The following is a 25,997-nucleotide window of genomic DNA, read 5'->3' on the forward strand; positions in this document are numbered from 1 at the left end:
CGTCAGCCGCGTCGTGCGCGGCCGACACCACGGAGGCAGTCGCAGCGGGCTCGATTACAGCGCGCTCGGTCGCGGCGGACTCGTTCACGGATCAGCGGGCGGCGGGTGCGAATTGCGGATCGATCAGCCCGTCCACCGCCGCCTTCACGTCGGTGCCGGCGGGGATCACTCCGGCCTGCTGCAAGGCGATGCCGGCGGCGGTGATCGACTCCGCTTGAGCCTTGCCGATGGCGGGCCGGGTGAGGTCGGTCCGCTCGATCTGGCGGGCGATCACCGTCTCCGGCAGTTTCGTCACCGTGACGAGGGCGCTCTTCAGGGTGTCCGGATTTTTGATCGCGTAGTCGCGCGCGGTCTCGTAGGCGGCGATGACGGTGCGGACGAGGTCCGGGTTCGCGGCGGCGAAATCCTCGCGCACGTCGAGCACGCCCCAGGTATTGGCGGCGGCATCGCGGTGGAACAGCACGTCGTCGTTCTCGATCTCGGAGGCCGCCATCATCGGGTCGAGGCCGGCCCAGGCATCGACGTCGCCCCGGTCGAGGGCGGTGCGCCCGTCGGCATGCTGAAGCAGGACGAGCTTGGCGTCCTTCTCGGTCAGCCCGGCGCCCTGAAGCGCGCGGATGAGGAAGATATGCGGGTCGGTGCCGCGGGTCACCGCGATGCGCTTGCCCTTGAGGTCGGCGGGCTTGGTGATGCCGCTGTCCTTGCGGGTCACCAGTGCCGTCCATTCCGGACGCGAGAAGACGTAGACCGCCTTGATCGGGTTGCCGTTGATCCGGGCGAGCAGAGCCGCGGCCCCCGCCGAGGACCCGAAATCGATGGCGCCGCCATTGAGGAATTCCAGCGCCTTGTTGGAGCCCAGCGACTGGGTCCATCGCACCTTGATGCCCTTGTCCTTCAGGGCCTCTTCCAGGAAACCCTTGTCCTTGAGGATCAGGCTCACCGGGTTGTAGGTTGCCCAATCGAGGCGGATCTCCTTGACCTCCGCCGCCTCGCCGTGGCGCGGCATCAGCAGAAGCGACGCGGCGCCGCAGATGACACTCAGGATGGCGCGACGAGACAGTGTCATCGGTCAATGGTCTCCATGGTCCCGGCAGCGGCGCGGGGTTTCCGAGGTAGCCAGGACCGTTCGTTTCGTCAAACAGATTTTCCGGCACGTAGAACGACATCATGCCGAGTGCCCATCACATCTACGCCTCTGCCTAGCGTTGTCTCTGGTGTCCGACCGGGAACATGATAACGGGTTTGCGCATGTTCGACGCCGCCGACGCCCTCAAGACGGTCCTCACCACTCTCGACCGCGACGTGCGCGAGGCGACGCAGCTGCGCGCTCTTCTCGTGCCGCAGCTCCGCCGCATCATCGAGCTCGGGCATGCCGATGCCGAAGCCCGGCTGATGGAGGAGCGCAACGGCACCGCCTGCGCCCAGCGCATCAGCAACCTCACCGATGCGGTGATCCGCACGATCCACGATGCGGTGGTGTGGCGGCTCTACCCCAACGATAATCCCTCCACGGGCGAGCAGCTCGCGGTGGTGGCCACTGGCGGTTACGGCCGTGGCACGATGGCGCCGGGATCGGACATCGATCTCCTGTTCCTGCTTCCCTACAAGCAGACCGCCTGGTCCGAGAGCGTCGTCGAGGCGATGCTCTACGTGTTGTGGGACCTCAAGCTGAAGGTCGGCCACGCCACGCGCTCGGTGGAGGAGTGCCTGCGCGAGGGGCGGGCCGACATGACGATCCGCACCTCCCTCCTCGAGGCGCGCTACCTCTTCGGCGCGCGGGCGCTGTACGAGGAGCTGGTCACGCGGTTCGACACCGAGCTCGTCATGTGGACGGCGCCGGAATTCGTCGAGGCCAAGCTGCGCGAGCGCGATACCCGCGTCTCGAAATCGGGGGCCTCGCGCTACCTCGTCGAGCCCAACGTCAAGGACGGGAAGGGCGGACTACGCGACCTCAACACCTTGTTCTGGATCGCGAAATACACCTACCGCGTCCGCGACCAGAGCGAACTCGTCCCCGCCGGCCTGTTCACGCCGGAGGAGTACCGGGTGTTCGAGCGCTGCGAGGAACTGCTCTGGCGCGTCCGCTGCCACATGCATTTCGTCACCGGACGGTCCGAGGAGCGGCTCTCGTTCGGCCTGCAGCCGCGGATCGCCGAACGCTTCGGCTACGAGCCGCGCGGCGGCCTGTCGGGCGTCGAGCGCTTCATGAAGGCCTATTTTTTGATCGCCAAGGAAGTGGGTGATCTCACAGCCATCGTCTGCGCTGCCCTCGAGGCGCGGCATGCCAAGCGCACGCCGGTCCTCGACCGCTGGATCGGCCGCTTCCGTGATCGTTTCCGCGCCACCGCCATCGAGGCGGAGGATTTCATCGACGATCATGGTCGGATCAACCTGCGCACCGCCGATGCCTTCTCGCGCGATCCGGTGAACCTGATCCGCCTGTTCTGGCTCGCCGATCGCCACAACCTGCCGATCCACCCGGATGCGACCCGGGTCGCCACCCGTTCGCTTCGGCTCATCGGTCATTCGCTGCGCTCCGACACGGAGGCCAACGCCCTGTTCCTCGACGTGCTGACGTCGAAGAACTCGCCGGAGACGATCCTGCGGCTCATGAACGAGGCCGGCGTGCTCGGCCGGTTCATCCCGGATTTCGGCCGCATCGTCGCGCTGATGCAGTTCAACATGTACCACCACTACACGGTGGACGAGCACCTGCTGCGCTCGATCGGCGTGCTGGCGGCCATCGATTCCGGCACGGTCTCCGAAGACCACCCCATCGCCACGCGGCTCATCGACACGATCAGCCACCGCCGCGCCCTCTACGTCGCGGTGCTGCTGCACGACATCGCCAAGGGGCGACCGGAAGACCATTCCATCGCCGGCGCGGCCATCGCCGAGAAGATCGGCCCGCGCTTCGGCCTCACCCAGGCCGAGACCGAGATCGTGGCCTGGCTGGTCGAGCATCACCTGCTGATGTCGATGACGGCTCAGAGCCGCGACCTCTCCGACCCGAAGACGATCCAGAAATTCGCCTCCGTGGTTCAGACCATGGAGCGGCTGAAACTCCTGATGATCCTCACCGTCGCCGACATCAAGGCGGTGGGGCCGGGCGTGTGGACGGCCTGGAAGGGCACGCTGCTGCGCACCCTCTACGACGAGACCGAGGTGCTCCTGTCGGGCGGTCATTCCGAGATCGCCCGGACCGACCGGGTCCGCCTCATCCAGATGGGCTTGCGCGAACAGCTGGCGGATTGGGATCCGACCTTCTTCGATACCTATGCCGCTCGGCACAACCAGGCCTATTGGCTGAAGGTCGACGCCGTCCGGCAGTTCAAGAATGCGGGGTTCGTGCGCGGCGTCATGGAAGACGGTCGCACCGTCGCCACCGTCTACGAGACCGACCCGACGCGGGGCGTGACCGAGATCACAGTCTATTCACCCGACCATCCGCGTCTCCTCGCCATCGTCACCGGGGCCTGCGCGGCGCTGGGCGGCAACATCGTCGACGCGCAGATCTTCACCACGACCGACGGCTTCGCCCTCGATTCGATCTTCATCTCCCGCGCCTTCGAGCGGGACGACGACGAGTTGCGCCGCGCCAAGCGCATCACCACGGCGATCGAGCGGGCGCTGAGGGGCGAGATCCGCATCGCCGATCTCGTGGCCGACCGGCATCCGCCGAGCAACCGCTCCAACACGTTCCTGATCCCCCCCGACATGGCGATCGACAACGCCCTGTCGAGCCGGGAGACCGTCGTCGAGGTCACCGGCCTCGACCGGCCGGGCCTGCTCTACGAGTTGACGACCGCCCTCGGGCGCCTCAGCCTCAACATCACCTCCGCCCATGTGGCGACCTTCGGCGAGCGGGCGGTCGATGTTTTCTACGTCACCGATCTTACCGGCACCCGGGTGATCCAGCCCGACCGGCAGGCGGCGATCCGCAACGCGGTCATGGAGGTGTTCGCCAGCGATGTCGCTGCCCTGAGGGCGGAGGGGTTGGAAGCGCTAGTGGAGTCGCCGCCTCCGCGGGAAGCCTGAGCCCCCTGCAGGCATGAATCACGCAGGGGGCTGAGGCGGGAGACGGCACCAGGGCGGCGCTCGGCTTGATTTCATCCTCTGCGCGTCTGATATCACCTCCGATCCCGGAGCATGATGCCGACCCCCGTCGAGCGGGTCTCGGCGTCGTGGCCCGACCCCATTCCGATCGACCGCGTGCTGTGGGTCGCCGGCGACTATGACCGACGACCGGTGCGGGACGAGCAACCTGCGATCGACGAAGAGCGATGATGGCGAACGACATGGAGCATGATGGGCAGCGCGCCGACGCGGCGGCGGAAGCCGAGGCGAAGACCGATGCGCGTGCGGAGGACAACGCCGAGGCTTTGGCGGGCCTGATCGCCGAGCGCGACGAGTTGAAGGATCGCGTCCTGCGTACTCTGGCCGAGATGGAGAACTTGCGCCGGCGCACCGAGCGCGAGGTGGCGGATGCGCGGACCTACGCCGTGACGAATTTCGCGCGCGACATGCTGAACGCGGCCGACAACATCCGTCGTGCGTTGGAGAGCGTGCCGGCTGAGGCAGCCTCGGCTGCCGAGGGGCCGTTCAAGGCGCTGATCGACGGGATCGAACTGACCGAGCGCGATCTGGCCAAGACCCTGGAGCGTCACGGCGTGAAGCTCATCGAGCCGCAGGGCCAGCGCTTCGATCCGAACCGCCACCAGGCGATGTTCGAAGTTCCCAATGCCGAGGTCCCGAACGGCACGGTGGTGCAGGTGATGCAGTCCGGCTACATCATCGGCGACCGGGTCCTGCGCCCGGCCCTGGTGGGTGTCGCCAAGGGTGGACCCAAGGCCGCCGCCAGTCCGGCGGACGCGGCCTGACGCATCGGCCGAACATCAAATGATGACCGCAGCCTCGTCCCGGACGATACCTCCCGGGCGAGGCTGCCGCCCGGCTATTTCACTTCGACGCTGTCGATGACCTCGCGGAACTTCGACAGCATGGCGCTGCGCTGGTCGGCCCGCACCACGCCGAGCGCGCGGAGGTAACCGTCCGGCGCGAACCGGATGGTTTGCGAGACCACCACCGGCGTGTTCGAAGGGCCATCCACTGCGCGGGCAACGATCTCGTGCCAGTCGACGCCGTTCTGGCGGTAGGTCTGCGAACGCTCGACCGCGAAATCCTTCATCGTCTGGTTCGAGTAGAGCGCGGCGCGGGCGAAGGCATCGCGCTGCTCCGGCTGGGGCGGCTGCTGGACGGCCTGGGCCAGGACCAGGATGGGCTGTTCGAGATTGAGCATCTGGTCCTTCGGACCTTGCGTCATCAGGACCGAATTACCCGCGAGCACCCGGACGGGACGGAAGCCGGCCGATTCACGGATTCGGAACGGCAGCGCGGCGACCTGTTCGTCCAGGGTGAGTTCCGGACGGATCTTCACGCTGGTCAGCATGTTCCGCATGGTTTCCGGCGTCTCGGCATCGGGCACGGTCTGGGCGATGATGATGCCCGTGACCGTGGTGTCACCGACGAGCAGCAGCCATTTCCTGATGGCTGGGGTGTTGGCGCCTTCCGGGGCCGGCTGCTCCCCCGTGAAGAGCACGGCATCCACGTCACCCGCGACCTTGATGGCTTCCCGCGTCGCGACGACGAACCCCTGCGTACGGAGGTTCTCGTCGGTGAAGCTCTTCTCCAGGTCGACGAAGGCCGTCGACGGCAGCTCGACGATGGAGAGCGTCGCGCCGCCCTCCATCCGCTCGAATCCGGAGAACCGCTTGGACAATGTCATGTCCGAGGCCGGCGTGAAGCCGAAGCGCGAACTCGGCGGGAAGATCGCATCGGCAGCCCAGGCCACGGAGATGGCGCCTGACGAGAGCCCGGCGATCAGGGCCAGTGCCGCGACCGGACGGACGAGATTACGCAGACGCATCGGATCGGTTCTCCGCGACGGAGCCGCCTGTTGCGGCTCCGGTTCAGGTGTTCGGACGCGAGACGACTCCGGTCAAGGCGAAGGGCTCGCGCGGCCTTCGTGAGGAAGGCTCGCCGACGATGGGTCGGCCCACACCTTCCCGCTGTCAAGCGTTCCGGTCGGCCTGCGGCGGGGCCGTGGCTCCACGCCGCTGTCGGCCCGCCTCCCGGGCGGAGCCACGTTCGGCGGAACGAGGGAGCATAGGCGTGCTGGATGTCTGTTCGGGAACCGCGCACCGATGCCCGGCGCGGCTTTCACCGCGCTTTGCCGTCAAGCGTCGTGGTCGATGTCCCGCTCAAGGACGGCCTTGCTCTCCACCGTGGTGTCGGATTTGAGCTGATAGACGAGGGGGATACCGGTGGCGATCTCGAGACTCGCGATGGTCTTCGTGGTCATCCCGTCGAGCACCATCACCAGCGCACGCAGCGAATTGCCGTGGGCGGCCACCAGGACGCGCTCGCCGGCCATGACGCGCGGCAGGATGGTCTGAATATAATAGGGCAGCACGCGCGCTGCGGTGTCCTTCAGGCTTTCGCCGCCGGGGGGCGGAATGTCGTAGGACCGGCGCCATTGATGGACCTGGGCATCGCCCCAGCGCTCACGGGCATCGTCCTTGTTGAGGCCCGACAGGTCCCCGTAATCCCGCTCGTTGAGCGCCTCGGACCGGACCGTCTCGATGCCGCCCTGGCCCATCTCCTCCAGGATCAGCGCGCAGGTATGCTGTGCCCGCTGAAGGTTGGAGGTGAAGGCGACGTCGAAAGCATAGCCCTGCTGCTTCAGCCAGCGGCCGGCGGTCCTGGCCTCGGTGATGCCGAGCTCGGTGAGTTGCGGATCGCGCCAGCCGGTGAAAAGCTTCTTGAGGTTCCATTCGCTCTGGCCGTGGCGAGCGAGGACGAGCAGGCGCTCCATCAGACGTCCATCCTATTTCTCGGTGAATGGTGCGACGCAACAGAATCTGCGCCTGCGGGGCTGGTGTACCGGCCGACCTGAACAGTCAATGACCGGGCGCTCGTATCAGAGACCGAGGACGTCGGCCATGCCGTAGAGGCCTGGAGGTTTGGCATGGGCCCACAACGCCGCTCGTACGGCGCCACGGGCGAAGATCGCCCGATCCTCGGCATGGTGGCTGATGGTGATGCGCTCGCCGGGTCCGGCGAAGGTCACGCTGTGGTCGCCCACCACCGTGCCGCCACGCAGGGTGGCGAAGCCGATATCGCCGGGCCGGCGCGCGCCGGTATGGCCGTCCCGGGTGGAAACGCGCGTCTCGGCGAGGTTGACGCCGCGCCCCACCGCGGCCGCCTCCCCGAGGAGGAGGGCCGTGCCGGAGGGCGCATCCACTTTCATGCGGTGATGCATCTCGACGATTTCGATGTCGAAATCCTCGCCCAAAGCCGCAGCGACCTTCCGCACGAGACCGGCGAGCAGGTTCACGCCGAGGGACATGTTGCCCGAGCGCACGATCCGGGCATGGTGCGCTGCCGCAACGAGCTTGTGGATATCCGCTTCGGCGAGGCCAGTCGTGCCGACGACATGGACGATGCGGGCCTGGGCGGCGAGTTCGGCGAAGAAGGTCGTGGCCGAGGGGGCGGTGAAATCGAGGACGCCGTCGGTGGCCGCGAAGACCGTGAGCGGATCGTCGGTGACGTTGACGCCGAGCGGCGGCAGGCCGGCGAGGGTCCCTGCATCCTGGCCGAGGGCGGGCGAGCCCTCGCGCTCGACGGCGCCGCTCAGGGTGCAGCCCTCGGTCTCCGTCACCGCCCGGATGAGCATCCGCCCCATGCGCCCCTCGGCACCGACCACTGCGAGCCGCATCCTGTCGTCCTTCCACGAGAATTCGCGCCTGCGGTACAGCCTCAACCGGGCGATGCCAAGGCGAGGTTGGCCAGGGCGAGGTTGGCCAAGGCGAGGCTGTCGGTGTGCGGGCCTGTCCGCTCAGCGCTTGCCGGCGGCGAGGATCGGTCCGAGGACGTCGGTGACGCCGTTCACGGTGATCTGGGTGCCGATGCACAGGAGCAGGAAGGCGAAGAGCCGGCCGAGAACCCGTGCGCCGACCGGGCCGATGGCGGTCACTACCCTGTCGGCCGAGCCGTAGGTGAACCTGACCATGAGCGCGATGGCGAGGGCCGCTAGCGACATGCCGAGATAGAACCCGATCCGGTCGGGCCCCGGAACGGGCCGGTTCGAGCCGAGGGCGATCGCGACGGCGATGGTGCCGGGGCCCGTCGTGAAAGGCAGGGTCAGGGGGAAGAACGCCACGTCGGCGACGCTGTCGGGAGCATCATGGGTCGCCTCGGCATGTTTCCGTGCCTCACGAGCCTCGGGCGCGCTGAGCAGGGTCCAGGCGGAGGCGGCGACCACGAGACCGCCTGCGATCCGCAGGGCACCCAGCGACACACCGAAGAAGTTGAGGATCGGCGCCCCCGCCCATAGGGCCGCGAGCATGATCAGCGCGGAGTAGAAGCCGATGCGCTTGGCGATCTCCACCCGTTCCGGATGGGAGTTCTGTGCGGTGATCTGCGAAAAGATGAGGGCCGAGCCGACCGGATTGACGATCGAGAAGAGGCTCGAGAACGCGAAGATGAAGCTGTGGAGCGCCGCTTCCGGGGCGATGAGGCTGAACATGGAAACGGCTGCCTTTGGTCTGGAGCCTTGGTCGGATGCCTGAATCGAGTGGCCTCGGTTCAGCCCGGGGAGGGGGTGGGAACCAGTACTCTCGCCGGAGCGAGGCGGGTTGCCCGTTGCACCTTGCGGACCGCCACCGGACGATAGAGCTGCTTCGTGGCGTCGATGACGTGCAGGCCCGCGAAGGGGAGGGAGAGACCGGTCCCGACCTTCTCCCAGGCGCTGGCCGTCCGCAGCCAGAGCCGGCTGTTCACCGGGGGCATGTAGAGCGCTTCGGCCCATCCCTCTGGCGAGAATTGGGTGGTCCGCATCAGCCGCCCGAGCTGCGAGCGGCTATACGGCTGGCCATGGCCGAACGGCGTTGCATCGCGACGTGCCCAGACGCCGCGCCGATTGGGCACGACGAGGATCATCCGCCCCCCCGGCGTCAGCACGCGCCACACGTCCTGGAGTAATTCGGTCGGACTTTCCACCGATTCGAGGGCATGGACCAGGATCACCCTGTCCACCGCCGCTTCCGGCAGGGGCATCATCGTGGGGTCGGCGAGGGCCGAGCAGGAGCGTCCGCCGCCGGGCCAGTTCACGACTCCCTGCGTGGCCGGCATGAAGGCAAGCGTCCGCTCGGCGATGACGTGGATCGGCCCGAGATAGGGGGTCGCGTAGCCCAGGCCGAGAACCCTCAGGCCCGAGACCGAGCCGAGGAATCCATGGATCGCCCGCCCGACGATGCGATGGGTCACGCCGCCGAGGGGGCTGGCATAGAAGGCGCGCAGATCGGTCACGTCGAGGCGCATGGGCGGCTTGCTCCGGCGCGGCCGGACGTTTTGAAGTTACAGGGTTCTTTGACGCAGGCTAGGAATCGGATCAATGGGGACGAGGCCGCTCGCCCACAACCCGCAACGTCCGCCGCAACGTCCGGATGCCGGAACTCCTCGCCGCCGCGTCCGGTTCTTGCTTAGGTTCACCGCGCCACCAGAGAGGAACGCCTCTTGACCGTTTCCCGCCCCGAGATCCGCACCTTCCTCTGCCGGAGCGACAATATCGGCGTGCTGATCCGAGATCCCGCGACGGGCGCCTGTGCCGCCATCGACGTGCCGGAAGCGGCTCCCGTCCTGAAGGTGCTCGACGAAACCGGTTGGACGCTCACGGATATCCTGGTGACGCACCGGCATCTCGATCATATCGAGGGAATCCCGGAGGTGAAGCGCCGCACCGGCGCGCGGGTGACCGCGCCGCGCAAGGCCGGGGCCGATGTGCCGGAGGTGGATGTCGCCGTCGCCGAGGGGGATCTCGTCCGGGTCGGCGAACTCGAAGCGCAGGTCTGGGAAACGCCGGGCCACTGCAACGACCACGTCAGCTACTGGTTCTCCGGAGCGCGGATCGTGTTCGCTGGCGATACCCTGTTCACCCTCGGATGCGGGCGGGTTGTGGAAGGCCGGCCGGAATCGCTCTGGCGGTCGCTGGAGCGGTTTCTCCCCCTGCCGGACGACACCGAGGTTTTCAGTGGGCACGATTACGTCCTCTCCAATGCCCGTTTCGCCCTCGCCGCCGATCCCGACAACGTGGCGTTGAAGTCTCGTATGGCGGAGGCTCAGGACGCAAAGGCCGCTGGCAGATTCCTGGTTCCGACGACGATGAGGCATGAGCGCGCGACCAATCCTTTCCTTCGTTCCACGGAGCCTTCCCTCGCTAAAGCAGTGAATCTTTCTGCTAATTCACCGGCGGAACTAGTGTTCACTGCATTAAGGGCCTGGAAGAACAGCTTCTGACCGGCTATGGGCCTCTGGCTGTCTCGATCTCAGCGAGACATGCGGGGGCGACGCCGACTCCGGATACGGCCCGCCCTCCTTATCAGCGCCGGCTGGAGTATCGATGGAGACGGCAGGTACGTCCTTTGTGGTCGGCTATGATTCGGTCGGCAGCGATGATGCTACACCCATGACGGGTCTCCGCCCGCCCGACAGGCCCAAGGCCCGAATTAGCCGGGCCAGCCCCACGCCGCTCTCGGTGGATGCGCGCCTCCTGGCGATCGCGACGGAGCATCTCGCCAGGCTCGGGCACAAACGGGTGACGGTCGTCGCGGTGGCCGCCGAGGCCGGCATGACCCACGCCAATGTCTACCGGTATTTCCCATCCAAGGACGCCCTTCTGGATGCCGTCGCGGGGCGCTGGCTCCGAGATGTGGAGGCGGAACTCGCCCGCATCGCCGATGCGCCCGACCCCGCAGACGACAAGATCGAGCGCCTCCTGATGGCCCTGGCGAGCGCGCAGCGCGAAGTCCTGGCACGGGAGCCCCATCTGTTCGCGGTCCATCTCGATGCGACGGTGGCGGCACGGCCCATCGCCCGGCGTCACCGGGTTCGCCTGCGCAGTCTCGTGGAGCGTGTGGTGGAGGAGGGGATCGCTGCGGGAGCCTTCGTGGCTCGTGATCGCGAGCGGGCCATCGCCTACATCTTCGATGCGAGCTACCGCTTCACCCATCCGCTGGCGATGCAACACGATTCCGATCTGCCCGTCGACCTGATCCAGGCGCGCTTCGGAGCCGTCATCCAGGCGATCCAGAAAGTGCTGCGGATCGGCGCACTTTAAGCGAAGTAACAATATTTTGGACCTGTCACCGAAGCTTTGCCGTCGAACCGGAGAGGGGTTCGTTGGTCTAAAATGCTCCGGCGAAAGACTTTTTTGGAAGGCATCCTCCAGCGTCGCGGTACGTCTGTGGCCCGAACTCTGCTTAGCGCCGACCACGTCGGGTTGAAGCATGGGGACTTTTCCGCCACACCGTCGCGGCGAAATCAACGTGCGATCGCGACCTCGGCAAGCAGCCCGTCCGTCGGGACGGAGCATCGCGGATCGGCACTGATACTGGAGGTTCGTTTTCCATGGCACGCAGCAAGATCGCGCTCATCGGCGCCGGGCAGATCGGCGGAACCCTCGCGCATCTGGCGGGCCTGAAGGAACTCGGCGACGTCGTCCTGTTCGACATCGTCGACGGCGTTCCCCAGGGCAAATCCCTCGACATCGCGGAATCCGCTCCGGTCGACGGGTTCGATGCGACGTATACGGGCGCCAGCGATTATTCGGCCATCGCCGGAGCCGACGTGGTGATCGTCACCGCCGGCGTGCCGCGTAAGCCCGGCATGAGCCGCGACGACCTGATCGGCATCAACCTCAAGGTGATGGAAGCCGTCGGCACCGGTATCAAAGAGCACGCTCCGGACGCGTTCGTGATCTGCATCACCAACCCGCTCGACGCCATGGTCTGGGCCCTGCAGAAGTTCTCGGGCCTGCCCACCAACAAGGTCGTCGGCATGGCCGGCGTTCTGGATTCGGCGCGGTTCCGCCACTTCCTGGCCGACGAGTTCAAGGTCTCGGTGGAGGATGTCACCGCCTTCGTGCTCGGCGGCCACGGCGACGACATGGTCCCGCTGGTGCGCTACTCCACCGTCGCCGGCGTGCCGCTGCCGGACCTCGTCAAGCTCGGCTGGACCACCCAGGAGAAGCTCGACGCCATGGTCGAGCGCACCCGCAAGGGTGGCGGCGAGATCGTGAACCTGCTCAAGACCGGCTCGGCCTTCTACGCCCCGGCCGCCTCCGCCATCGCCATGGCCGAGAGCTACCTGCGCGACAAGCGCCGGGTGCTGCCCTGCGCCGCCTATCTCAGCGGCGAGTACGGCATCGACGGCATGTATGTCGGCGTCCCGATCGTGATCGGCGCCGGCGGTGTCGAGCGCGTCCTCGAGGTGGAATTCAATGCCGACGAGAAGGCCATGTTCGACAAGTCGGTGGGCGCCGTAAAGACGCTGATCGAAGCCTGCAAGACCGTGAACCCGGCGCTGGCCTGAAATCTCACAAGAAGCGTCGCGCGCCGGCGGGTGTCCCGTCGGCGTGAACGAGGCCGGTGTGTCGTGTCTTCCAATCCCGCGCGCTGCCGCGGGACGAGGCGAGGAAATGTCCTAATGAACATCCATGAATATCAGGCGAAGGCGGTGCTCAAGGAGTTCGGCCTGCCCGTCTCCCGCGGCGTTCCGATCTTCAAGCCGGAAGAGGCCGAGGCTGCCGCCAAGGAGCTAGGCGGTCCGGTCTGGGTGGTGAAGTCGCAAATCCATGCCGGCGGACGTGGCAAGGGCACGTTCAAGGGCGCGCCCGCTGGCGCCAAGGGCGGCGTGCGCGTCACCAAATCCATCGACGAGGTCAAGCAATTCGCCGGCGAGATGCTGGGCGAGACGCTGGTGACGATCCAGACCGGCGAAGCCGGCAAGCAGGTCAACCGCCTCTACATCGAAGAAGGCGCGCAGATCGCTGCCGAGTTCTATCTCTCGATGCTGGTGGACCGCGAGACCGGGCAGGTCGCCTTCGTCGTCTCGACGGAGGGCGGCATGGATATCGAGACCGTGGCCCACGACACGCCTGAGAAGATCATCACCTTCTCGGTCGATCCGGCTACCGGGATCATGCCCCATCACGGCCGGGCCGTCGCCAAGGCTCTCGGCCTCACCGGCGCACAGGCCAAGGAGGCGGGCGACCTCACCACCAAGCTCTACCAGGCGTTCACCGCCAAGGACATGAGCATGCTGGAGATCAACCCGCTGGTCCTCACCGGCGACGGCCATCTCAAGTGCCTCGACGCCAAGATCTCGTTCGATTCGAACGCGCTCTACCGCCATCCCGACATCCTGGCGCTCCGCGACGAGACCGAGGAGGACGCCAAGGAGATCGAGGCCTCGAAATACGACCTCGCCTATATCGCGCTGGATGGCACCATCGGCTGCATGGTCAACGGCGCGGGCCTCGCCATGGCCACCCTCGACATCATCAAGCTCTACGGTGAGGAGCCGGCGAACTTCCTCGATGTCGGCGGTGGCGCGAGCGAGGAAAAGGTGACGGCGGCCTTCAAGATCATCACCGCCGATCCGCAGGTGAAGGGCATCCTCGTCAACATCTTCGGCGGGATCATGAAATGCGACGTGATCGCGAACGGCGTGATCGCGGCGGTGAAGGCTGTGGGCCTCGAAGTGCCCCTGGTGGTGCGTCTGGAAGGCACCAATGTCGAGAAAGGCAAGGAGATCATCCGGAATTCCGGCCTCAACGTGATTCCCGCCGATGACCTCGACGATGCCGCGCAGAAGATCGTCGCCGCCGTGAAGAAGGGCTGAGAGTACCCATGTCCATCCTGATCGACGCGAACACCAAGGTCATCTGCCAGGGCTTCACCGGCAAGAACGGGACCTTCCATTCCGAACAGGCGATCGCCTACGGCACCAAGATGGTCGGCGGCACCTCGCCCGGCAAAGGCGGCGCGACCCATCTCGGCCTGCCGGTCTTCGACACCGTGGCCGAAGCCCGCGAGGCCACCGGCGCGACCGCATCGGTCGTCTACGTGCCGCCGCCGGGCGCAGCCGATGCCATCTGCGAGGCCATCGCCGCCGAGATTCCGCTCATCGTCTGCATCACCGAGGGGATTCCGGTCCTCGACATGGTGCGGGTGAAGCGCTCCCTCGAAGGCTCGAAGTCGCGCCTCATCGGGCCGAACTGCCCGGGCGTGGTCACGGCCGGCGAATGCAAGATCGGCATCATGCCCGCCAACATCTTCAAGCCGGGCTCGGTGGGCATCGTCTCGCGCTCCGGCACGCTGACCTACGAGGCCGTGTTCCAGACCACGAATGCCGGTCTCGGGCAGACCACGGCAGTCGGCATCGGCGGCGATCCGGTGAAGGGCACCGAGTTCATCTCGATGCTCGAACTGTTCCTGGCCGACGACAAAACCGAATCGATCGTCATGATCGGCGAGATCGGCGGTTCCGCCGAGGAAGAGGCGGCGCAGTTCATTGCCGACGAGGCCAAGCGCGGCCGTCGCAAGCCGATGGTCGGCTTCATCGCCGGGCGCACGGCTCCTCCGGGCCGCCGCATGGGCCATGCCGGTGCCATCATCTCGGGCGGCAAGGGCGGAGCCGAGGACAAGATCGCCGCGATGGAAGCGGCCGGCATCCGGGTATCGCCGTCTCCGGCGCGCCTCGGCAGCACGCTGGTCGACGTCCTCAAGGGGTGAGGTTCTCGGGAATCTGTCACTTGTGTTGCGGTGCAAAATGGCTCCGCAGCATCTATCTAGGAAACGGCGCGGCTGGATCGCCGCGCTGCCACGAACATCCCCATCGAAGCGCCCGTCGGCGCCATGGGGAGCAGGGGGCCGCCGCAGGGGTGGCCACTCCGCCAAGCGGTAGGATGATCGACGATGGCTCGCCAGGACGCGCTTCTCGAAACCTCGTTCCTCACCGGCGGCAACGCCGCCTATCTCGAGGAATTGCAGGCGGCCTATGCCCGCGATCCGCATTCGGTCGATCCGCAGTGGCAGGATTTCTTCAAATCCCTCGGTGACGAGAGCGGCCTTGCCGAGAAGAACGCCGCCGGCGCCTCATGGCAGAAGCCGAACTGGCCGGTCCATGCCAACGGCGAGATGGTCTCGGCCCTGGACGGCAACTGGGCCACCGTCGAGAAGGCGGTGGGCGAGAAGATCCGCGCGAAGTCTGACACCGCGAAGATCGATGGCGCCAAGGCTGCCAACGGCGCGGCCGTCGTCGCCGCCAGCGGCGTCTCGGTCGAGCAGGCGACCAAGGATTCCGTCCGCGCGATCATGTTGATCCGCGCCTACCGCATGCGCGGCCATCTCCACGCCAAGCTCGATCCCCTCGGCCTCGCCCCGCGCGGCGACCACGAGGAGCTGCACCCCCAGCATTACGGTTTCGAGGAGAAGGATTGGGACCGTCCGATCTTCCTCGATAACGTGCTCGGCCTCCAATATTCGACCATCCGCGAGATCGTCGAGATTCTGGAGCGCACCTACTGCCAGACGCTGGGCGTCGAGTTCATGCACATCTCCAACCCGGAGGAGAAGGCGTGGATTCAGGAGCGTATCGAAGGCAAGGGCAAGGAGATCTCCTTCACGCCCGAGGGCCGGCGCGCGATCCTGAACAAGCTGGTGGAAGCGGAGGGTTTCGAGAAGTTCCTCGACCTCAAATACACCGGCACCAAGCGCTTCGGCCTCGACGGGTCGGAATCGATGATCCCGGCGCTGGAGCAGATCATCAAGCGCGGCGGCGCGTTGGGCGCGAAGGAGATCGTGCTCGGCATGGCCCATCGCGGCCGGCTCAACGTGCTCTCGAACGTCATGTCGAAGCCGTTCCGGGCGATCTTCAACGAGTTCAAGGGCGGCTCGGCCTCTCCCGCCGAAGTCGAGGGCTCGGGCGACGTGAAGTACCATCTCGGTGCCTCGTCGGACCGTACCTTCGACGACAACAACGTCCACCTGTCGCTGACCGCCAACCCGTCCCATCTCGAGATCGTCGATCCGGTGGTGCTGGGTAAGGTGCGCGCCAAGCAGGACCAGCGGGCCAAGCCGAATGTCCAGCGCACCAGCGTCGTGCCGCTGCTCATCCACGGCGATGCGGCCTTCGCCGGCCAGGGCGTGGTGGCCGAGTGCCTCGGCCTGTCGGGCCTCAAGGGGCACCGAACCGGCGGGTCGATCCACTTCATCATCAACAACCAGATCGGCTTCACCACCGATCCGCGCTTCTCGCGCTCGTCGCCCTATCCGTCCGACGTCGCCAAGATGGTGGAAGCGCCGATCTTCCACTGCAACGGCGACGACCCGGAGGCCGTCACCTTCGCGGCCAAGATCGCCATCGAGTACCGCCAGAAGTTCGGCAAGCCCGTCGTCATCGACATGCTGTGCTACCGCCGCTTCGGCCATAACGAGGGCGACGAGCCGGCTTTCACCCAGCCGAAGATGTACCAGCGCATCCGCAAGCACCCGACGGCGCTGGAGACCTACGCCAAGAAGCTCATCGCCGAGGGTGTGCTGACGCAGGAGCAGTTCGACGCGCGCAAGGCCGAGTTCCGCGCCATGCTCGACGGGGAGCTGGAGGTCGCCGGCAACTACAAGGCCAACAAGGCCGATTGGCTCGACGGGCGCTGGTCCGGCTTCAAGGCCGTGCGCGAGGATGTGGACGATCCGCGCCGCGGCAAGACCGGCGTGCCGGCCGATATCCTGCGTGAGATCGCCCAGCGCATCACCACGCCGCCGCCCGGCTTTCACCTCCACCGCACGATCCAGCGCTTCTTCGACAACCGCGCCAAGGCCGTCGAGACGGGCAAGGGGATCGACTGGGCGACGGCCGAGGCCCTGGCCTTCGGTTCGCTCCTCATCGAGGGCCATCGGGTCCGGCTGTCGGGCCAGGACGTGGAGCGCGGGACCTTCTCGCAGCGCCATGCCGTGGTGATCGATCAGGAGAACGAGCAGCGCTACACCTCGCTCAACTCCATCCGCGAGGGGCAGGCGAATCTCGAGGTCATCAACTCGATGCTCTCCGAGGAGGCCGTGCTCGGCTTCGAATACGGCTACTCCCTGGCCGACCCCAATTCCCTGGTCCTGTGGGAGGCGCAGTTCGGCGATTTCGCCAACGGCGCGCAGGTCGTCATCGATCAGTTCATCTCGTCCGGCGAGCGCAAGTGGCTGCGCATGTCCGGCCTGACTCTGCTGCTGCCGCATGGCTACGAGGGACAGGGGCCGGAGCATTCCTCGGCCCGCCTCGAACGCTTCCTGCAGATGTGCGCCGAGGACAACATGCAGGTCGCCAACTGCACGACTCCCTCGAACTACTTCCACATCCTGCGCCGGCAGCTCAACCGCGAGTTCCGCAAGCCGCTGGTGCTGATGACCCCGAAATCGCTCCTGCGGCACAAGCGGGCGGTGTCGAACCTCGACATGCTGGCGGAGGGATCGACCTTCCACCGCGTGCTCTGGGACGATGCGGAGCACGAAGACGACACGATCAAGCTCGTGAAGGACGACAAGATCCGTCGCGTCGTGCTCTGCTCGGGCAAGGTTTATTACGACCTCTACGACGAGCGCGAGAAGCGTGGCGTCAATGACGTCTACCTGATGCGCGTGGAGCAGCTCTATCCGTTCCCGCTCAAGGCGCTGGCCAACGAGATGGCGCGCTTCCGTAATGCGGAGGTCGTCTGGTGCCAGGAGGAGCCCAAGAACATGGGCGCTTGGTCCTTCGTCGATCCGTATCTCGAATGGGTCCTCGGCCAGGCTCAGTCGCAGGTGAAGCGGGCGCGCTATGTCGGCCGCCCCGCCTCGGCCTCCACGGCGGTCGGCCTTCTTTCCAAGCATCAGGCCCAGCTCCAGGCTTTCCTCAACGAGGCGCTGGCGGTCTGACGACCCCGGTATTCCCTTCTCCGACGCGACCAAACCATTCGGGCGGACAGAGCACCATGGCAACCGACATCCTCGTTCCTACGCTGGGCGAATCCGTGAGCGAGGCCACCATCGGCCGCTGGTTCAAGAAGCCGGGCGACGCGGTGGCGGCGGACGAGCCCCTTGTTGAGCTCGAGACCGACAAGGTCACCCTCGAAGTCAACGCGCCCGCCGCCGGTGAACTCGGTGAGATCCTGGTGAAGGACGGCGAGACCGTGGAGCCCGGCGCCCTGCTCGGCTCCATCGTCGAGGCCGGCGCCGGCGGAGGCGCCAAGGCTCCCGCCGCCAAGAAGACCGAGACGAAGGCCGACACCCGCACCGAAGAGGCGACGCCGAAATCCGAGGGCGCGGACAAGGCGCCCGCCGAGGAATCCTCGGCGGCCTACGGCAACCACGGCGAGGCCGCGGCGCCGAAATCCGATCGTCAGGCCGGCGATAACGGCCCCGCCGTCGCCAAGATGGCGCGGGAATCCGGCATCGACCCCTCGACGGTGAACGGCACCGGCAAGGACGGTCGCGTCACCAAGGGTGACATGATCGAGGCGACTTCCAAAGCGCCCTCCGCCCCTGCCCCGGCTCAGGAGCCGGCCCGCCAGGCCAAGGCTCCCTCGCCGCCGCGCCCTGCCTCGAAGCCCGACGATGCCGCGCGCGAAGAGCGCGTAAAGATGACGAAGCTGCGCCAGACCATCGCGCGCCGGCTCAAGGACGCCCAAGACACGGCGGCGATGCTGACGACGTTCAACGACGTCGACATGTCGGCCGTGATGGCCATGCGCGCCCAGTACAAGGACATGTTCGAGAAGAAGCACGGCACCAAGCTCGGCTTCATGGGCTTCTTCACCAAGGCGGTGATCGGAGCGCTCAAGGACGTGCCGGCGGTCAATGCCGAGATCGACGGGACCGACCTCGTCTACAAGAACTACTACCATATCGGCATCGCCGTCGGCACCGATAAGGGCCTCGTCGTGCCGGTGGTGCGCAATGCCGACGACCTCTCCATCGCCGGCATCGAGAAGACGATCTCCGGTTTCGGCAAGAAGGCGCGGGACGGCAAGCTGTCCATCGAGGAGATGCAGGGCGGCACCTTCACCATCACCAATGGCGGCATCTATGGCTCGCTGATGTCGACCCCGATCCTCAACGCGCCGCAATCGGGCATCCTCGGCATGCACCGCATCGAGGAGCGTCCCGTGGTCCGCGCCGGCAAGATCGAGGCGCGGCCGATGATGTATCTCGCGCTCTCCTACGATCACCGCATCGTCGACGGGAAGGAGGCCGTGACCTTCCTCGTGCGCGTCAAGGAGGCGCTGGAGGATCCGGCACGCCTCGTGCTGGACCTCTGAAACAACCCGGCAGCTGCCGTCCGCCGGCCGCCGCAGGGCGGCCGGACGCTTCCGCGTGCGTGAACTTCGATGGTGGGGCCTGACCTGCCGAACCTTCAAGCGAGTCACCAGCCTATGTCTTACGATCTCGTCGTCATCGGTACCGGCCCCGGCGGCTATGTCTGCGCCATTCGCGCCGCCCAGCTCGGACTCAAGACCGCCGTGGTGGAGAAGCGGGCGACCCATGGCGGCACCTGCCTCAATGTCGGCTGCATTCCGTCGAAGGCCCTGCTTCACGCCTCCGAGGCATTCGAGGAGGCTTCGAAGCACTTCGCCGACATGGGCGTCATCGTCAGCGCGCCCGAACTCGACCTCAAGAAGATGATGTCGTTCAAGCAGGACGGCGTCGACGGCAACACCAAGGGCGTCGAGTTCCTGCTGAAGAAGAACGGGATCGACGCCTATCACGGCCTCGGCCGGGTCGCCGGTGCCGGCCGCGTCGAGGTGCTGTCCGAGGATGGCGGCAACCAGATGCTGGAGACGAAGAACATCGTCATTGCCACCGGCTCCGACGTGACGAAGCTGCCCGGCGTGACGATCGACGAGACGATCGTCGTCTCCTCCACCGGCGCCCTCGAGCTTCAGTCCGTGCCGAAGAAGCTCCTCATCATCGGCGCCGGCGTGATCGGCCTCGAACTCGGCTCCGTCTGGCGTCGCCTCGGCTCGGAGGTCACCGTGGTGGAATATCTCGACCGCGTCCTACCCGGCATGGACGGTGAGGTCGGCAAGCAGTTCCAGCGCATCCTCGGCAAGCAGGGCATCGTCTTCAAGCTGTCCTCGAAGGTCACCGGCGTCGAGGTGAAGGACGGCGCCGCCACCGTCTCGGTGGAGCCGGCCGCCGGCGGCGAAGCCGAGAAGCTCGAGGCCGACGTCGTGCTCGTGGCCATCGGCCGCGTGCCCTACACCGAGAAGCTGGGTCTCGAAACCGTGGGCGTGCAGCTCGACAACAAGGGCCGCATCCAGACCGACAGCCACTATGCCACCAACGTCACCGGCATCTACGCCATCGGCGACGTGATCGCGGGGCCGATGCTCGCTCACAAGGCCGAGGACGAGGGTGTAGCCGTGGCGGAACTCCTCGCCGGGCAATCGGGCCACGTGAATTACGGGGTGATCCCGAACGTGGTCTACACCTATCCGGAGGTCGCCTCGGTGGGGAAGACCGAGGAAGAGCTGAAGAAGGACGGTATCGCCTACAATGCAGGCAAGTTCCCCTTCACGGCGAACGGTCGCGCCAAGGTCAACCACACCACGGACGGGTTCGTGAAGATCCTGGCCGATGCCAAGACCGACCGGGTGCTTGGCGTTCATATCGTCGGTGCGGATGCGGGCAACCTGATCGCGGAAGTGGCCGTCGCCATGGAATTCGGTGCCAGTGCCGAGGACGTGGCCCGGACCTGCCACGCTCACCCGACGCTGACAGAGGCGGTCAAGGAAGCCGCCCTCGCCGTCGGCAAGCGGGCGATCCACATCTGAGACGGGCTACCGCCCCCGTCTTGGCAATGAGCCGGAGGGCGGGTTCGACGTAGGCCGCCGTCCGGGAACGTCGCTTCGCTCGGCACCCCGGACGGGGTGCCCGTGTTGGAACAGGTGTCTCACACCTTCCGCAGCGGAGCGCCGGATGCCCTACGAACTCTATTACTGGCCGACGATCCAGGGGCGCGGCGAGTTCATTCGCCTCGCCCTGGAGGATGCCGGGGCGGAGTATGTCGATATCGCCCGTGGGCGAGAGGCGGAGGGTCAGGGCCTCGGCGCCATGACCGCTTTTCTCGGCGATCCCTCGGTGGCGCGGCCGTCCTATGCGCCGCCCTTCCTCCGAGATGGCGACGTCGTGGTCGGACAGACGGCGGCGATCCTGCTCTATCTCGGTCCCCGGCTCGGCCTCGCGCCGTCGGACGAAGCCGACCGCCTCTGGACCCATCAGATCCAGCTGACCGTCGCGGATGTGGTGGCCGAGGCTCACGACACGCACCATCCCATCGCGGTGAGCCTCACCTACGAGGACCAGAAGCCCGAAGCGCTTCGACGCGCGAAGGATTTTCAGGCGAACCGGATTCCGGAATATCTCGCCTGGTTCGACCATGTGCTCGGCCGTAACGATGGCCACCATCTCGTCGGCGGGTCCACGACCTACGCCGATCTGACCCTGTTCCAACTCGTGGACGGGTTGCTCTACGCGTTCCCCCACGCGACGGAGCGGACCCTCGCCGAAAACCGCCACGTCGCCGCCCTTCACGACGCGGTGCGGCAACGGCCCGGGATCGCCGCCTATCTGGCGAGCCCGCGCCGCATCCCCTTCAACCAGCAGGGGATCTTCCGACGCTATCCCGAACTCGACCTGTAGCGCGCGCACCCGCACGCGGATGGGCCTGCTCGAACGCATCCATCAGGCGGGCGGCGTCGACCTTGGTGTAGAGCTGCGTCGTCGAGAGCGAGGCGTGGCCGAGCAATTCCTGGATCGCGCGCAACTCCCCCTGGCGGCCGAGGAGGTGCGTGGCGAAGGAGTGCCGCAAGGCATGGGGCGTGGCGCTGTCCGGCAGGCCGAGGGCACCGCGCAGGGAGGCCACCGCATATTGGATGATCCGCGGGGACAGCTTGCCGCCTTTCACGCCCACGAAGAGAGGCCCTTCCGGATCGAGCGCATGGGGGCACGCGGCGAGATAGGCCGCCACCGCCTCGGCCACCACGGGAAGGATCGGCACCATCCGCTCCTTGCCGCCTTTGCCCATCACCGTCACCGACTCCACTCCCGGTACGGGCGCATCGCGCCGGGTGAGGCCGAGGGCTTCGGAAATGCGTAGGCCGGAACCGTAGAGAAGAGCGAGAACGGCGGCGTCACGCGCCAGAACCCAGGGCTCGCGGGATTCCCCGGCGCGGATGTCGATATCGGTCAAGGCGCGGGCGGCGGCGATGGGAATCGGGCGAGGCAAGCGCCGCTCGACCTTGGGGGAGCGGATCGCCCCGAGGGCCGACACGCTGCCGTGACCGTCCCGTTCGAGGTGCCGCGCGAAGGAGCGAAGGCCCGCGAGCGCGCGCATCAGTGATCGACCGCTCACCGTCTCGGCCCGGCGCGCTGCCATGAATCCACGGATGTCGCGGGGCTTCAATGCGACGAGCCCGGCGATTCCGACCGTGCCATGCCGGCTCTGCAGGTGGTCGAGGAACTGCCGCAGGTCGCGCGCATAGGCTTCCACCGTGTTCGCGGCCATCCGGCGCTCGCGCAGCAGACTGTCCTGCCACGCCATGGCGACGGACCGGACTGCCTCGTCACCGGGAAAGGCGATGGCGCTGGCAGTGGCAGGTGAAGGCGGAACGTGGAGCATCGCGCGGTGATCCGGGAGCGAAAAGCCCACTCAACGTCACCGAGGTTGACGGAGCGTTGCCGACGGGCCGAGGAGATCGTGGCGGTGGTCGGCTGTTTCACGGAACGGCGCAGCGGCTCAGCGCTTGATCATCGCATCCTACCCCTGTCGTCCCTCCCGATCCGAGCCCGCATGCCCGAGACACGCATCGTCTGCATCCGCCACGGCGAATCCACCTTCAACGCAGCCCATCGCCTCACCGGGCGCGATCCCGGCCATATCGATGCCCGGCTGACGGAGCGGGGCCTCGCCCAGGTCGCGGCGGCCCGGGATCGGCTACGGGACATTCCGTTCGATCTGGTGGTGACGTCTCCGCTCACCCGCGCCATCCAGACCACCGCCGGCATTTTCGGCGATCATCCGGCCAAGCCCGAGATCCTGGTGGAAGTGCTCCATCGCGAATGCCAGGAGAGCAGCTGCGATGTCGGGCGCGCCGCCTCCGTGCTGAAGGCGGAATTCCCGCATCTCGACATCGATCACCTGCCCGAAATCTGGTGGCATGCCGAGGGTGAGCCGATCGCGGAGGGCGTGCATGTGGAGCCGCGCCACCTCTTCGATCGTCGCGTGGCGACGTTCCGCGACTGGCTGACCGAGCGGCGCGAGCGGACCATCGCCGTCGTCGGCCACGGCACGTTCTTCTTTCACCTCACTGGCATCTGGCTCGACAACTGTGCCACCACCGAACTCGACCTCGCATCGGGGCCCGTGGCCGTCTGAGCCGACGCGGCGGAGATCACCCGCCTCGTCGAACCTATTGGCCGAGGCTCAGGACGCGCTCGCCCGCGCCGCATCCAATCGTTCCTGCGCCTGAACGAGATCGATGTCCGGTGCCTGCCGTCCGATGGTCAGGGCCTCGTCGAGGATGGTCGCTGCGCTGTCCCAGACGCCCTCGGTGAAGGGTGATGCACCTTCGGCGATCTCCGCCGCTGACCGGGCATCGGTGGCCGACCTCACGGCTGCCACCGCGCTGCGAGCGATGGCGGAGGCGAGGGCTCCCCGTCGCCAGTCCCGCTGCTGCGACGCGGCCTGGGCCACAGTCCCACCGCGCCACGCAGCGGCCTGCGCAGCCAAAAGACCCGCATCGAGATCCTGGGTTTCGTCGCAGCGAGCGGCAAGATCAGCAAAACCTGCCCGGTCGAGGAGAGGCGGCAGGATCCGACGAATGCTTTCCAGGGCGAGGAAGCGGGTGCGTTGCTCCTCTATCTCCGCCGTATCAGCGGAGCCGGAGAGGCGCAGGACGAAGGCCATCAAGCGAGAGCGCTGGTCGTCCGGCATCGCGTCGTTGAGGCCGAGCGCGTAGGCGGCGAGGGGTTTCGAGAAGCACGGCGGACAATCCGAAGAGGAGCGGATCGACCGGTAGGGCAGGCCGGCCGCGACGACCGCCGCCTCGTTGATGCAGGTCCCGCCATCTGGGCCGGGGAAGGGGTGCGAGCCGGACAGCAACCGCCAGTGAAGGATGTGCTCGAAACCTGATGCCATGCGGGCCGGCTCCGTCGGTTTCACGGGAAAACCCAGCCGCGAACCGGCGGGTCACCCGAAACCTGCCACAGGACGGCAATCCGTGACGAGGAAAATCTTATCCGCCCACGCCCACGGCGAGCCCGGCTAGCATGGCGATGCCGACCACGAAGACGAAAGCGCCGGCCAGCAGTTCGAGCCCGCCTACGGCGATTGCCCCCGTGGACCCGCGCCCTCCCGCGAGACGCAGGGCCAGGGCCTTGGCGAAGACCGCCAGGCTCGCCAGCACCCCGGTGGTCAGGGCCGTGCCCAGGGCCATGGCGAACGTCGCCGCGATACCCGCCGCCAAAATGCCCTGCGACGCGGAGAAGACCAGGATGAGGATCGCGCCGGCGCAGGGGCGTGAGCCGGCCGCCAGTACCACGCCCGCCCGCTCGCGCCAGGAATCGAGGCGGCCGATGGCGGTGGCGTCGCTGAGGTGGACATGGCCGCAGCCGGGCGCGCAGGCGGCCGCGTTACCGCCGTGAACGAGCCCCGCCAGTCGTCCGGCCTTCCGCCACGTCACCGTGAGGCCGAGGAGGGCCACGAGGGCGAAGCTCACCGTCTCGATCACCGTGCCGGCCCGCGTCATCCCGGCGGCAGTGGCGTTGAGGAGGAGGTTGCCGATGGCGACGATGGCGATGGCGACGAGAGCTTGCAGCAAAGCAGCGGCGGCACTGAGCGAGAAGCCGCGTGCCAGCGCCCGTTCCCCGGCCATGATGTAGCCGGCGATCACCGCCTTGCCATGGCCCGGTCCGGCGGCGTGGAACACGCCATAGCTGAAGCCGATGAGGATCATGGGCCCCCAGCTTCCACCCTGCTTGATGGCGGCGACGGTGGCTTGCAGGCTGCGCGAGAAGCTCGATTGCATGGCGAGCAGCCAGCCGCCGATCCCGGTGGCCGAGGGCGCCGCCTCGCGAAATCCGACGCCGAATGGGGAGCGCGGCGGCGGTGGCGCCACGCTGGAGCCGAGGAGCCACGACAGCGCCGTGAGGACGAAGGCGACACAGGCGATCGCTGCGAGAGCCAGGGTGATCCGTAAGGCGATCCGGCCGCGCGGATGATCGGCCCATGCGGCGGCCACGCCTACGGACATGCGACGATGATCCGGTTCGCGAACTGGACGCCGTAACTCGATGCGTTGGTCAGCGCTTCGAAGAACGCCTCCGACAGACCCGGCTTGGCATCGGCAGTCTTGGCATCCGTGGTCTTCGCCTGCTCGGATTTGGGCCGCGTGATCGTGGCGGCGCAACCGGCCGGCGAGCCGACGAGGCGCGCGGTGTCCGCATCCTCCGAGAGGCTGAACGCAACGAAATAGGTCGGGTCGAAGACTTCCAACGCCGCGACTCCGCGCGCCTGCGCCACCGGCGATTTCAGCGGCAGAAGGAAGCTCAAGGTCAGCCTGTCGCCGTCCATTCTCATGCGCGGCTCGATCGGATCGGCGAAGGTCTGCTCCTTGCCGCCGATCTTGAGCTTCGTGAAATAGGCGAATTCCGCGAGATTGGCGGTGTTGTCCGTGGCGAGGCCCGCGAGTTCGTCGGGGGAGACCGTGCCGTCGCCGTTCGCATCGAGCCCCTGGATCGCCGAGGCCGAGTAGCTCGCATCGAAGGTCCAGGCGTGACGAATGCCCGTCACCTTGCCGCCCTCGCCGTAATCGATCTCGGCCTTCGAGGTCACCCAGACATGCGGATGGGCCGATGCCGGAGCGGCGGCCCCGAGGCTGAGGGCAAGCGCCGCCAAAGAGGACGCGACAAAGGAGCGAGCGGAGAGGAGAGCGGTCGGCGAAGCCATGCTGGACGCTCGCGAGTCAGGGTAAAGAAAGTCTGAACGGGTGCTGCGACGGGGGGCCGGGAGTCCGGCCGCCGCCTCGATCTCCTCCGATTTCAGTGGGGCGAAAGCGAGGCGCGACCGTA

23 protein-coding genes are annotated in these 25,997 nt (G+C 67.0%); 13 read left to right on the forward strand and 10 right to left on the reverse strand.

Features of this window, described 5'->3' with window-relative positions; all coding sequences use genetic code 11:
- Positions 1 to 91: 91 nt before the first annotated feature.
- The gene (locus AC0IXR_RS16930) at positions 92 to 1,066 is read right to left on the reverse strand and encodes an aliphatic sulfonate ABC transporter substrate-binding protein (protein WP_471761536.1); all 975 of its coding nucleotides are present in this window, start codon (positions 1,064 to 1,066) and stop codon (positions 92 to 94) included.
- 182 nt (positions 1,067 to 1,248) lie between these two features.
- On the opposite strand from AC0IXR_RS16930, the gene AC0IXR_RS16935 reads away from it, so the two are divergent.
- The 3 genes from AC0IXR_RS16935 (at position 1,249) to grpE (ending at position 4,880) form a co-directional block, all read left to right on the forward strand.
- A complete protein-coding gene (locus tag AC0IXR_RS16935; RefSeq protein ID WP_056426917.1) occupies positions 1,249 to 4,038 on the forward strand; it encodes a [protein-PII] uridylyltransferase in 2,790 nt (929 codons plus the stop codon).
- A gap of 111 nt (positions 4,039 to 4,149) precedes the next feature.
- Positions 4,150 to 4,287 carry a hypothetical protein gene (locus tag AC0IXR_RS16940; protein ID WP_156467748.1) on the forward strand — a complete coding sequence of 46 codons (138 nt, stop codon included), beginning with the start codon at positions 4,150 to 4,152 and terminating at the stop codon, positions 4,285 to 4,287.
- Complete coding sequence (grpE, locus tag AC0IXR_RS16945; RefSeq protein WP_056426914.1) at positions 4,284 to 4,880, forward strand: nucleotide exchange factor GrpE; 597 nt, start codon at positions 4,284 to 4,286, stop codon at positions 4,878 to 4,880. The genes AC0IXR_RS16940 and grpE overlap by 4 nt, the downstream gene beginning before the upstream one ends.
- 74 nt (positions 4,881 to 4,954) lie before the next feature.
- On the opposite strand, the gene AC0IXR_RS16950 is transcribed toward grpE, so the two are convergent.
- The 5 genes from AC0IXR_RS16950 to AC0IXR_RS16970 all read right to left on the reverse strand — a co-directional run bounded on the left by AC0IXR_RS16950 (position 4,955) and on the right by AC0IXR_RS16970 (position 9,381).
- Positions 4,955 to 5,926, reverse strand: a complete 972-nt coding sequence (locus tag AC0IXR_RS16950; protein WP_056426911.1) for a hypothetical protein — start codon at positions 5,924 to 5,926, stop codon at positions 4,955 to 4,957.
- 309 nt (positions 5,927 to 6,235) lie between these two features.
- Positions 6,236 to 6,874 (reverse strand): 2,3-bisphosphoglycerate-dependent phosphoglycerate mutase, encoded by a 639-nt coding sequence (locus AC0IXR_RS16955; RefSeq protein ID WP_056143159.1) that lies wholly within the window; start codon positions 6,872 to 6,874, stop codon positions 6,236 to 6,238.
- A gap of 105 nt (positions 6,875 to 6,979) precedes the next feature.
- Complete coding sequence (dapB, locus tag AC0IXR_RS16960; protein ID WP_311276599.1) at positions 6,980 to 7,777, reverse strand: 4-hydroxy-tetrahydrodipicolinate reductase; 798 nt, start codon at positions 7,775 to 7,777, stop codon at positions 6,980 to 6,982.
- Between the two features lie 120 nt (positions 7,778 to 7,897).
- Entirely contained in the window at positions 7,898 to 8,587 is a 690-nt protein-coding gene (locus AC0IXR_RS16965; protein WP_471761537.1) for a MarC family protein, read from the reverse strand.
- Between the two features lie 59 nt (positions 8,588 to 8,646).
- The gene (locus AC0IXR_RS16970) at positions 8,647 to 9,381 is read right to left on the reverse strand and encodes a class I SAM-dependent methyltransferase (protein ID WP_056426899.1); all 735 of its coding nucleotides are present in this window, start codon (positions 9,379 to 9,381) and stop codon (positions 8,647 to 8,649) included.
- A 195-nt stretch (positions 9,382 to 9,576) separates the two neighbouring features.
- Here AC0IXR_RS16970 and gloB point away from each other — a divergent pair, with 195 nt between their 5' ends.
- The 9 genes from gloB (at position 9,577) to AC0IXR_RS17015 (ending at position 21,569) form a co-directional block, all read left to right on the forward strand.
- Positions 9,577 to 10,356, forward strand: coding sequence for a hydroxyacylglutathione hydrolase (gene gloB / locus AC0IXR_RS16975; protein WP_461221662.1), 780 nt, complete (start codon positions 9,577 to 9,579; stop codon positions 10,354 to 10,356).
- A gap of 169 nt (positions 10,357 to 10,525) precedes the next feature.
- A complete protein-coding gene (locus AC0IXR_RS16980; RefSeq protein ID WP_244478182.1) occupies positions 10,526 to 11,176 on the forward strand; it encodes a TetR family transcriptional regulator in 651 nt (216 codons plus the stop codon).
- A 290-nt stretch (positions 11,177 to 11,466) separates the two neighbouring features.
- Complete coding sequence (mdh, locus tag AC0IXR_RS16985) at positions 11,467 to 12,429, forward strand: malate dehydrogenase (RefSeq protein WP_018045796.1); 963 nt, start codon at positions 11,467 to 11,469, stop codon at positions 12,427 to 12,429.
- Positions 12,430 to 12,543: 114 nt separating this feature from the next.
- Positions 12,544 to 13,740: an ADP-forming succinate--CoA ligase subunit beta gene (gene sucC / locus AC0IXR_RS16990; RefSeq protein WP_461221660.1), complete on the forward strand. Its 1,197-nt coding sequence runs from the start codon at positions 12,544 to 12,546 to the stop codon at positions 13,738 to 13,740.
- A gap of 8 nt (positions 13,741 to 13,748) precedes the next feature.
- On the forward strand, positions 13,749 to 14,633 hold the full coding sequence (gene sucD / locus AC0IXR_RS16995) for a succinate--CoA ligase subunit alpha (RefSeq protein ID WP_056426894.1): 885 nt from the start codon (positions 13,749 to 13,751) through the stop codon (positions 14,631 to 14,633).
- A 183-nt stretch (positions 14,634 to 14,816) separates the two neighbouring features.
- Positions 14,817 to 17,804, forward strand: a complete 2,988-nt coding sequence (locus tag AC0IXR_RS17000) for a 2-oxoglutarate dehydrogenase E1 component (protein ID WP_056426891.1) — start codon at positions 14,817 to 14,819, stop codon at positions 17,802 to 17,804.
- A gap of 56 nt (positions 17,805 to 17,860) precedes the next feature.
- Positions 17,861 to 19,186 (forward strand): 2-oxoglutarate dehydrogenase complex dihydrolipoyllysine-residue succinyltransferase, encoded by a 1,326-nt coding sequence (gene odhB, locus AC0IXR_RS17005; protein WP_056426888.1) that lies wholly within the window; start codon positions 17,861 to 17,863, stop codon positions 19,184 to 19,186.
- 114 nt (positions 19,187 to 19,300) lie between these two features.
- Positions 19,301 to 20,701, forward strand: coding sequence for a dihydrolipoyl dehydrogenase (gene lpdA / locus AC0IXR_RS17010; RefSeq protein ID WP_056426886.1), 1,401 nt, complete (start codon positions 19,301 to 19,303; stop codon positions 20,699 to 20,701).
- 145 nt (positions 20,702 to 20,846) lie between these two features.
- Positions 20,847 to 21,569, forward strand: a complete 723-nt coding sequence (locus AC0IXR_RS17015; protein ID WP_471761538.1) for a glutathione S-transferase — start codon at positions 20,847 to 20,849, stop codon at positions 21,567 to 21,569.
- Here AC0IXR_RS17015 and AC0IXR_RS17020 read toward each other — a convergent pair.
- A complete protein-coding gene (locus tag AC0IXR_RS17020) occupies positions 21,523 to 22,548 on the reverse strand; it encodes a tyrosine recombinase XerC (RefSeq protein ID WP_419953267.1) in 1,026 nt (341 codons plus the stop codon). The genes AC0IXR_RS17015 and AC0IXR_RS17020 overlap by 47 nt on opposite strands.
- A 171-nt stretch (positions 22,549 to 22,719) precedes the next feature.
- On the opposite strand from AC0IXR_RS17020, the gene AC0IXR_RS17025 reads away from it, so the two are divergent.
- Positions 22,720 to 23,304 (forward strand): histidine phosphatase family protein, encoded by a 585-nt coding sequence (locus AC0IXR_RS17025; protein WP_461234958.1) that lies wholly within the window; start codon positions 22,720 to 22,722, stop codon positions 23,302 to 23,304.
- A gap of 48 nt (positions 23,305 to 23,352) precedes the next feature.
- Here the strand turns inward: AC0IXR_RS17025 and AC0IXR_RS17030 are convergent, their stop codons facing one another.
- The 3 genes from AC0IXR_RS17030 to AC0IXR_RS17040 all read right to left on the reverse strand — a co-directional run bounded on the left by AC0IXR_RS17030 (position 23,353) and on the right by AC0IXR_RS17040 (position 25,875).
- Complete coding sequence (locus tag AC0IXR_RS17030) at positions 23,353 to 24,066, reverse strand: hypothetical protein (protein ID WP_471761539.1); 714 nt, start codon at positions 24,064 to 24,066, stop codon at positions 23,353 to 23,355.
- A 97-nt stretch (positions 24,067 to 24,163) separates the two neighbouring features.
- Positions 24,164 to 25,180, reverse strand: a complete 1,017-nt coding sequence (locus AC0IXR_RS17035; RefSeq protein WP_471761540.1) for a nickel/cobalt transporter — start codon at positions 25,178 to 25,180, stop codon at positions 24,164 to 24,166.
- Positions 25,171 to 25,875, reverse strand: coding sequence for a DUF1007 family protein (locus AC0IXR_RS17040; protein WP_471761541.1), 705 nt, complete (start codon positions 25,873 to 25,875; stop codon positions 25,171 to 25,173). The genes AC0IXR_RS17035 and AC0IXR_RS17040 overlap by 10 nt, the downstream gene beginning before the upstream one ends.
- Positions 25,876 to 25,997: the final 122 nt, after the last annotated feature.

This window comes from Methylobacterium sp. AC832 (genome assembly GCF_979256025.1).